Source organism: Frigoribacterium sp. CFBP 13605 (assembly GCF_014839405.1).
In the GTDB taxonomy this organism is placed as follows: Bacteria; Actinomycetota; Actinomycetes; order Actinomycetales; family Microbacteriaceae; genus Frigoribacterium.
In genome coordinates, this window is sequence record NZ_JACYNS010000105.1 from 1 (window position 1) to 8,513 (window position 8,513).

9 protein-coding genes are annotated in these 8,513 nt (G+C 73.6%); 2 read left to right on the top strand and 7 right to left on the bottom strand.

What is annotated here, in order from left to right; translation table 11 throughout:
- Positions 1-288: 288 nt before the first annotated feature.
- The 3 genes from IFT36_RS16820 to IFT36_RS13820 form a co-directional block, all read right to left on the bottom strand.
- On the bottom strand, positions 289-414 hold the full coding sequence (locus IFT36_RS16820; protein WP_274598580.1) for a hypothetical protein: 126 nt from the start codon (positions 412-414) through the stop codon (positions 289-291).
- A gap of 549 nt (positions 415-963) precedes the next feature.
- On the bottom strand, positions 964-2,577 hold the full coding sequence (locus IFT36_RS13815) for a GMC family oxidoreductase (protein ID WP_173154349.1): 1,614 nt from the start codon (positions 2,575-2,577) through the stop codon (positions 964-966).
- Positions 2,574-4,061: an alpha/beta hydrolase gene (locus IFT36_RS13820; protein WP_192122844.1), complete on the bottom strand. Its 1,488-nt coding sequence runs from the start codon at positions 4,059-4,061 to the stop codon at positions 2,574-2,576. Before IFT36_RS13820 ends, IFT36_RS13815 begins: the two co-directional genes overlap by 4 nt.
- A gap of 240 nt (positions 4,062-4,301) precedes the next feature.
- On the opposite strand from IFT36_RS13820, the gene IFT36_RS13825 reads away from it, so the two are divergent.
- Together IFT36_RS13825 and IFT36_RS13830 are read left to right on the top strand one after the other, a co-directional pair.
- Positions 4,302-4,454: a hypothetical protein gene (locus IFT36_RS13825; protein ID WP_157485223.1), complete on the top strand. Its 153-nt coding sequence runs from the start codon at positions 4,302-4,304 to the stop codon at positions 4,452-4,454.
- Between the two features lie 20 nt (positions 4,455-4,474).
- Positions 4,475-4,819 carry a ribonuclease E inhibitor RraB gene (locus IFT36_RS13830; protein WP_192122843.1) on the top strand — a complete coding sequence of 115 codons (345 nt, stop codon included), beginning with the start codon at positions 4,475-4,477 and terminating at the stop codon, positions 4,817-4,819.
- A gap of 106 nt (positions 4,820-4,925) precedes the next feature.
- On the opposite strand, the gene IFT36_RS13835 is transcribed toward IFT36_RS13830, so the two are convergent.
- The 4 genes from IFT36_RS13835 to IFT36_RS13850 all read right to left on the bottom strand — a co-directional run.
- Entirely contained in the window at positions 4,926-5,759 is an 834-nt protein-coding gene (locus IFT36_RS13835) for an SDR family NAD(P)-dependent oxidoreductase (RefSeq protein WP_200413417.1), read from the bottom strand.
- Positions 5,760-5,801: 42 nt separating this feature from the next.
- On the bottom strand, positions 5,802-6,599 hold the full coding sequence (locus IFT36_RS13840) for an ABC transporter ATP-binding protein (protein ID WP_056044437.1): 798 nt from the start codon (positions 6,597-6,599) through the stop codon (positions 5,802-5,804).
- On the bottom strand, positions 6,596-7,696 hold the full coding sequence (locus IFT36_RS13845; RefSeq protein WP_307785115.1) for a FecCD family ABC transporter permease: 1,101 nt from the start codon (positions 7,694-7,696) through the stop codon (positions 6,596-6,598). Before IFT36_RS13845 ends, IFT36_RS13840 begins: the two co-directional genes overlap by 4 nt.
- A partial coding sequence (locus tag IFT36_RS13850; protein WP_200413418.1) for a FecCD family ABC transporter permease occupies positions 7,693-8,513 on the bottom strand: 821 nt, incomplete at its 5' end. The genes IFT36_RS13845 and IFT36_RS13850, both read right to left, overlap by 4 nt.

The following is an 8,513-nucleotide window of genomic DNA, read 5'->3' on the forward strand; positions in this document are numbered from 1 at the left end:
GGGCGACGAGGCGTGGGGCGGCCAGGCGCGGGGCGATGAGCGCGAGCAGCAGGGCGAGCAGCACGGTGTAGAGCGCCGAGCCGAGCAGGTCGCCCGTCAGCCCGGGGACGGCGAGCTTCGCGACGACGCCGAGGGCGACGGTCGCCGCCGCCGCGACCGCCGTCAGCAGCCGCATCCGCAGCCGCAGTCGTCGAGCATCCCCCGAACCTGCGGCCCGCGGGTCGAGTGGTCCCGAATCGTCCTTCGGCACGGCGGGAGGGACGCTTCGCGACCACTCGACGGGCGGCGTCACGAGAGGCACCCGGTCTGGACGCCGAACGACAGGCCGTCGGCCGACCGCCCGTCGGCCACCCCGGCCACAACCGCAGCCACCACCGACGTCGCGATCGCCCGGCGCGGGGTTGGAGAGGTCATCCGTCGAGCCTACGAACGGGCGAGCCGGGTCGCGTCCGTCTCGGGGACCACGCCGCGCGCCGGGAGGACGAACCCCCCGCCGCCGGACCGACATGTCTCATCTAGGATCGTCCCTGGGGCCGGGCACCGCCGGGTCACGGCCCCGGGCAAGAGTGAAGCCCACGACCGCTAGAACGATCGTGGGCTTCGTTTGTCCTCCGAGTGGAAGACCAGGGATGCTAGCAATCCCGAGTTCACTACTCGGTCAATTGTAATCCAGGTCCTCCTGGATTGCATCCCTGGCACCTTCCGCTCCTCGTGTCCGCCGGCGCGCACACCAGGAGGTGATCCTCATGTCGAAAGACGCCGAGGGCCAGCCCAGGAAGACCGTGCCGTGGCTGCAGATCGCGACGTTGTTCGTGACCGTGGCCCGGTTCGTGTTCGACCTGTGGCGTAAGGGCTAGGAGAGAGGGCGCCCCCGTGGCCCTGCGTCACGGGGGCGTTCCTCGCCGGCGCGACCCGCGCCTCCTGGGCTGGGGAGCTCAGGAGGCGCGGGTCGCGTGCTGCAGGTCAGGCCGCGTCGACGACGCGCGAGACGTCCGCGCCGACGCGCTCGCCGGCGACGGTGCCCGTCAGCCCGGCGCTCGCCAGGAAGCGGTCGGCGGTGCGCAGGCCGAGGGCCATGATCGTCAGGGCGGGGTTCGCGACGACGGCACTCGGGAAGACCGAGTTGTCGGCGATCCAGAGGTTCGGCACGTCGAAGCTGCGCCCGTCGGGGTCGACCACGGCCGTCGCCGGGTCGGTGCCCATGCGGCAGGTGCCGATCGTGTGCGCCGTGCGGGCCAGGACGCGGATGTCGCGGCCCCCGGCCGCCTCGACGATCGCGGTCATCGTCTCGACGGCGTGGTCGTCGATCGCCTTCTCGTTGTCGCCGGGCGTGAAGGTGACGACGACCTTGGGCATGCCGAACTCGTCGACCTCGTCGGACAGCGTCAGGCGGTTCTGTTCGCTCGGCAGGCACTCGGCGTTGATGCCGACGCCGGCCATGAAGCGGTAGTCGTCGAGCGCCTCCACGAGTTCGGGGCCCCAGAGGCCGGCACCGCGGGCCAGGGTCGTCGCCAGCGTCAACGGCATGGCGCCGAGGCTCTGGATCAGGTAGCCGCCGACGAAGTCGACGCCCTCGGGCCGCATCGTGTCTTCGGTGATGATCGACGACGGGTACCCGCGGTAGCCGCGCATCTCGGTGTCGAACGTGCCCCAGACCTGCGTCGCGCCGTGGGCCATGAAGTTGCGGCCGACCTGGTCGCTGCTGTTGGCGATGCCGGCGTGCAAGAGCAGGCGCGGGGTCTCGACGCCGCCTGCGCAGAGGAAGAGCGCGGCGGTGCGCTGGCGGTGCTCGACCCCGTCGCGGACGTAGACCACGGCCGACACCTCGCCCGCCTCGTCGAGCTCGATGCCCGTGACCATCGACTCGGGGCGGATCTCGGCCCCGTTCGCGACGGCCATCGGCAGGTAGCTGGTGTCCATGCTGACCTTGGCGCCGCTGCGGCACCCCTGGTGGCAGCTGCCGCAGCCGACGCAGGCCGGGCGGGTGCCGACGTGCTCCTGGCGCCAGTCACGGCTGACCAGGGCCGCCGGGGCGTCCGTGGCCCGGATGCCCAGGGCCTCGCACCCGCGGATCATCATGTCGCTCGACGCGTTGCGGGCGGGCGGCGGCATCAGGTACGACCGCGACGGGTCCCACGGGTAGTCGGCCGGGCCGGAGACGCCGACGAAGTGCTCGACCTCTTCGATGTACCCGATCAGCTCGGCGTGGTCGACCGGCCAGTCCTCGCCCTTGCCCGTGAGGGACTTGAGCTTGAGGTCGCGCTCGTCGGGACGGGGGGTGAAGGCGCCCCAGTGCAGGGTCGAACCGCCGACGCCCTTGCCGCTGTTGTTCTGGCCGAACGCGGTCGGGGTCTCGCCGCCGCTGAGGCGCTCGTCCATCCAGTTGATCTTGACGGCCTCGATCTCGTCCTGCGTGTACTCGTCGGGCTCGAAGTTGCGGCCGGCCTCGAGGGCGACGACCGAGAGGCCCTGCAGGGCGAGCTTCGCCAGGATCGGGGCGCCACCGGCGCCGGTGCCGATCACGACCGCGTCGACGACCTCGGACTCGTCGTAGGTGCGTTGTCCGTCGAGCTTCATCGGGTGACCTCCATGGCTGGTTCCCAGCCCTCTCGTTGGCCGGCACCGAGCCGGCTGAATCCTTGCAGGGCGCGACCGGCACGGCCGTTCGCGAAACCGTCGAAGCCGATGCGTTCCATCGTCGCGGGGTGGGCGAGCCAGAGCTTGACCAGGTCGACGCGGCAGTCCTCGAACCACGCGGTGAGCTGCTCGACCGAGAAGGGGTGGGCCTCGTCGGGGCTGGGTTGCCCCGTGCGCCCGGGGGTGCCGCCGGTCATCCCGGCGTCGTCCTGGTCGCCGCCGTGGTGCGAGTCGCCGCCACCGCTGTCGCCGACGGTCCCGAGGGCGTCGTCGGGATCGCCCGCGACGATCGCGGCGAGCCGCTCGTCCTGCTGCTCGTAGGTCAGCCCCGTGAAGTCGGCGAGGGCGTCGAGGCCCAGCGCGTAGGCCTCGGGGTCGCTCGGCAGGTCGGCGTTGCGCCAGCCGTCGCCGTAGCCGGCGGCGAGCTGGGCGTCGACCCGCGCGGCGAGGTCGACCGAGTGGTCGGGGTCGTCCTGCGGCACGACGCGGGAGGCCACGGCACGCAACGTGGTCAGCTGCGCCTCGGTCAGCACCTGTGGGACGTAGCGCGGGTCGTCGGCGACGGCGCGCCGGGCGAGGATGCCGCGGGTGTTCGAGGCGGTGCGGCTCGAGGCGATGACGCGGGCGAAGTCGTCCGACATGACCGGAGCCCGCCCCGCGTCGTCGCGCCAGAAGTCGAGGACGGCCGAAGCGACCTCGGTCGGGCGCTCGAGCGGCAACAGGTGCCCCGCGCCGTCCAGGGTGAGGTGCGTGGCACGCGGGTAGACGGCGCCGTTCAGGCGACGCTGGGCGTCCTCGCCCAACGGCCCGTCGGCGCCCCCGGCGACGATCAGGGCGGGCACGTCGAGGGTGCCGACCTCGGCCGACCAGTCCTCGCGGCTGCCGCGGTCGAACCATGCGGTCCACGCCTCGGGGGAGGTGCGGTGCAGGTCGGCGAGGGCCTGGTCGTCGAGCGGCGTGGCCAGGGGAGCGCCGACGTTGTCGTCGACGAAGCTGCGGGCCGTGTCGGCGTCGAGCGGGCCGGCGGCGGCCGCGGCGATCATCTGCTCGCGGTTCGACTCGCTCATGGGCTCGGGTGACGGCGGGGACGCCGCGAGCAGCACGACCCCGGCGAGGCCGAAGAGCCCGCCCTGCCCGGCGAGCGTGCGCGCGGCGACGATCGACGCGATCTTGCCACCCATGCTGTGACCGACGAGCAGCCAGCGGGTGGCGCCGTGCCGGCGGATCTGCCGGGTGACCTGACGGACCATGTCGTCGACGGTCACCCCGTCGGCCGTGGTGGCGTCGCCGAAGCCGGGCAGGTCGAGGGCGACCACCTCGACGTCGTCGCCGAGCGCCTCGGTGACGGGACCGTACTCGAGCCGGCTCATGCCGAGCGCGTGCAGGCAGAACAGGGTGGGGCGTGTGGTGGTGTCGCTGGTCACTCGGACTCCTCGGAGAAGACGTGGGGCCGGGCGACGACCCCCGTCGTCCCGGCGGACTCGACGCTACGGCGCGCCACCGTCATCGGGCCGAATGAGGGCGTGCGGACCGTGCCGGTGGTACGACTGATTGCCCACCGCGGGTGGTCCCGACGCTGGGAGGCGTACCCCGAGGAGGCGCGGGCGGCGGATGCTCAGGAGTCGCGCCTTGTGCCCGCCCCGCCCGCCCGGGAGGATGGGCGGATGGAAACCGTCATCATCGCCCTCATGGTCATCGGGTCGATCGTCGTCATCTTCGGCATCGTCTTCTTCCTGGTCGCGGCGGTGCTGCCCACCCGTGCGCCTCGTGCCGACCGCCGGGGCCGCGGCGGACGTCCCGCCGCCCGCACCCGCTAGTCGGGGCCCGGGGTACGACGATGGACGAGGGACTCGTCGTCCACCTCCAGCGGTGTGCCGCCCAGCTGGTGACCCGCAACGAGCTCCGTGATCGGTTCGACCTCGCACGGACCGTCACGCACGCGGCCGACTTCTCGCGCCGATCGGCTGCCGAACGCGCGGCCGACGAACTCCGCACGGCGGGCTACGACGCGACGGTCACCCGGCACGGTCTGCTGGGGGCAGATCTCCGGGCCAGCCGGGAGGACGCGCTCGACGACGACCGCGCCGTGACCTTCACCCGAGAGGTGTTCGACGTCGTGCAGCGATCCGGCGGTCGGTACGACGGCTGGAGCGCCGAGGTCATCGCCGAAGCCCAGGCCTGACCCGCCTGCACCCGCCTGTGCCCCCGGGTCGCACCACCGGGGTGGTGTCGAACCGCCGATGTGCATGGTTCGACACCACGTCGGTGGTTCGACATCGCCTCCCGCCTTACGGGACGATCGCGTCGACGTAGCCGCCGTCGACCCGCAGCGCCCCGCCCGTCGTCGCCGAGGCGAAGCGCGAGCTGAGGTAGACCACCATGTTGGCGATCTCCTCCGGCTCGATCAGTCGCTGGATGAGCGACTGCGGTCGGTGCTTCAGCATGAACTCGTGCTGGGCCTCGTCCCAGGGCAGGTCGTCGCCGACCAGCTCGCGCACGAACTCCTCGACGCCGCCCGTGTGCGTCGGCCCGGCGATGACGCTGTTGACCGTCACGCCCGAACCCGCGGCCGCCTTCGCGAACCCCCGCGACACCCCGAGCAGGGCCGTCTTGGACACCCCGTAGTGGATCATCTCGACCGGCGTCACGATCGCCGAGTCGCTCGCGATGTACTGCACGCGGCCCCAGCCGCGCTCCATCATGCCGGGCAGGTAGGCCCGCGTCAGGCGCACGGCCGAGAGCACGTTCGTCTCGAAGTAGCGGCGCCACTCGTCGTCGTCGATGCTCAACGCGTCGGCCGAGCCGAAGACGCCGAGGTTGTTCACCAGCACGTCGACCTCGGGGAAGGCCTCGACCGCCGCCTGCGCGCCCGCCTCGGTGGCCAGGTCGGCCGCGAGCGTGACGACCCGCGCCTCCCGGGGCCCGGCGTCGAGGGCCGCGAAGGCGGCGTCGCCGGCCAGCGAGTCGAGGAGGCGCGCCCGGGCCGCCCCCGTGGTCTCCGTCGAGCGTCCGTTCACGATGACGCGGGCCCCGGCGGCGGCGAGCCCCCGGGCGATCGCGAAGCCGATGCCCTGGGTCGAGCCGGTGACGAGTGCGGTGGTGCCGTCGAGTTCGATCTTCATGGGTCCATCCTGCTCGCAGGAGCCCCGGGGGCCCACCCGACCTCAGCGGCGGCGCGGCACGACCATCGGCGACCCGGTCACGGGGTCGGGCACGACGACGCAGGGCAGGTCGAACACGTCGGTCACCAGCTGCTCGGTCAGCACCTCGGCCGGGGTTCCCGTCGCCACCACGTCGCCGTCGGCCATCACGATCAGGTCGGTCGCGTACCGCGCGGCCTGGTTGAGGTCGTGCAGCACCGCGACCACGGTCGTGCCCTGCCCGTGCAGCCGGGCGAAGAGGTCGAGCAGGTCGTACTGGTGCGCGATGTCGAGGTAGGTCGTCGGCTCGTCGAGCAGCAGCACCGGGGTCTGCTGCGCGAGCGCCATCGCGACCCACACTCGCTGGCGCTGGCCGCCCGACAGCTCGTCGACGGGCACGTCGACCAGCTCGGTGAGATCGGTCTCGGCCAGGGCCGCGTCGACGGCCTCGCGGTCGGTGCCGGTCCACTGCCGGAAGAGCCCCTGGTGCGGGTAGCGGCCCCGGGCGACGAGTTCGGCGACGGTGATGCCGTCGGGCGCGGTCGAGGTCTGGGGCAGCAACCCGACGATGCGCGCCACCTCTTTCGCCGGCACGCCCGCGAGCTCGCGTCCGTCGAGCAGGACCGACCCCGACCGGGGCTTCAGGAGGCGCGCGAAGGCCCTCAGGAGGGTCGACTTCCCGCAGGCGTTCGGCCCGACGATGACCGTGAACGAGCCGTCGCGCACGTCGGCGTCGACGGCCTCGCTCACCGTTCGCCGGTCGTAGGCGAGGTGCGCGCCGCGGGCCACGAGGCGGGAGGGGCGGGTGTCGTCGGCGTTCACGCGGACCTCCGGGATTCCGAGACGAGCAGGGTGATCAGGTAGACCCCGCCGATCACGAGGGTGACGAGGCCGACCGGCACCGGGTTGGCGGCCACGTGCTGGGCGACGAGGTCGGCGACCAGCAGGAGCACCCCGCCGACGAGTCCGCCGGCGACGAGCGGCACCCCGGCCGACCGCACCAGGCGTCGGGCCAGCTGCGGCGCGGCCAGGGCCACGAACGCGATCGGCCCGGTGCTGGCGGTCACCACGGCGGTCAGTGCGACGCCGACGACGACGAGCGCCAGGCGCGACCGCTCGGCGCCCAGGCCGTGCGACCGGGCGGCGTCGTCGCCGAGCTCGAGCTGCCGGAGGGGACGCGACAACCCCATGACCAGCGGGGTCAGCACGACGAGCAGCACCAGCGCCGGGACGAGCTGCTTCCAGCCGACCAGCGCGAGCGAGCCCGCCCCCCAGAACGACGCGGTCAGGGCGACCTCGTTCTGCGCGCGCAGCAGCAACCAGCTGTTGACCGAGTGCAGCAGGGCCGTGACGCCGATGCCCACGATGATCAGCCGCAGCCCGTGCACGCCGCGACGGTAGGCCAGCAGGTAGACGACCAGCGCGGTGACGAGCCCGCCGATCAGGGCGCCGGCCGCCGTGCCGATCGTCGAGGCCGCACCCGACACGATGACGACGATCGCCCCGGTGTAGGCGCCGGTCGAGAAGCCGATCACGTCGGGCGAGCCCAGCGGGTTGCGGGTCAGGGACTGGAAGACGGCGCCCGAGACGCCGAGTGCGGCGCCGAAGACGAGGGCCGCGAGGACGCGCGGCAGCCGCCAGTTCAGCACGATGGTCGAGGCGAACCCGTCGCCGCCGAACAGCGCCCGCACGACCTGGGGCGGGCTGAGCGGGTAGTCGCCGATGCCGAGGGCGACGATCGCGACGACGACGGCCACCACGACCAGCGTCAGCGTCGCCGTGCGTCGCCGCCCGCCGGTCGAGCGCCACGAGCGCAGGAGGCGCGGGCCGACACCCGGGGAGGCCGACGTCGTCCGCGTACCCGACGACGTGCCCGTGCCCCGGGTCGGGCGCGTGTCCGGCCCCGTGCCCCCGGTCACGCGCCACCCACCCGTCGGCGTCGGGCGATCGCGATGAGCACGGGGGCGCCGACGGCGGCCGTGACGAGGCCCGCGGCCAGCTCGCCCGGGGGAGCGACCACGCGGCCGAGGACGTCCGCGAGCAGCAGCAGCACCGGCCCGAGCACGGCCGAGAGGGCGGTGATCCACGGCTGGCTGGGCCCGACGACGCCGCGGGCGGCGTGCGCGACCATGAGCCCCACGAACGCGATGGGCCCGACCACCGCGGTCGCGCCTCCGGCCAGCAGGGTGACGACGACCAACGAGACGACCCGCACGGCCGGCACCGAGACGCCGACCGAGGCGGCGTGCTCGTCGCCGAGCGCGACGGCGTCGAGCGGGCGCGAGGCGATCAGGGCGACGACGACCCCGGCCGCGACGAAGGGCAGCACCGTGAGCACGGGCTCCCAGCCGCGGTCGGCGAGCGAGCCGACCTCCCACGCGCGGACGGCGTCGAAACGGCGGGGATCGGCCAGCACGATCGACGAGGTGATCCCCGCGAGCACCGACCCGAGCGCGAGGCCGGCGAGGGTCAGGCGGGCGGGACCACCGCCTCCTCGTCCGGCGCCACCGATCAGGGCGACGGCGACCGTCGCGAGGCCCGCACCGACGAACGAGAACCAGACCCAGCCGCTCGCCGAGGTGACCCCGGCGAAGCCGACCGCGAGGGCGACGGCGAAGGCGCTGCCCGAGGTGACGCCGAGGATGCCCGGGTCGGCCAGCGGGTTGCGCGTCACGGCCTGCACGACGGCCCCGGCGACCCCGAGCCCGGCCCCGGCCACGATCGCGGCGACCGTCC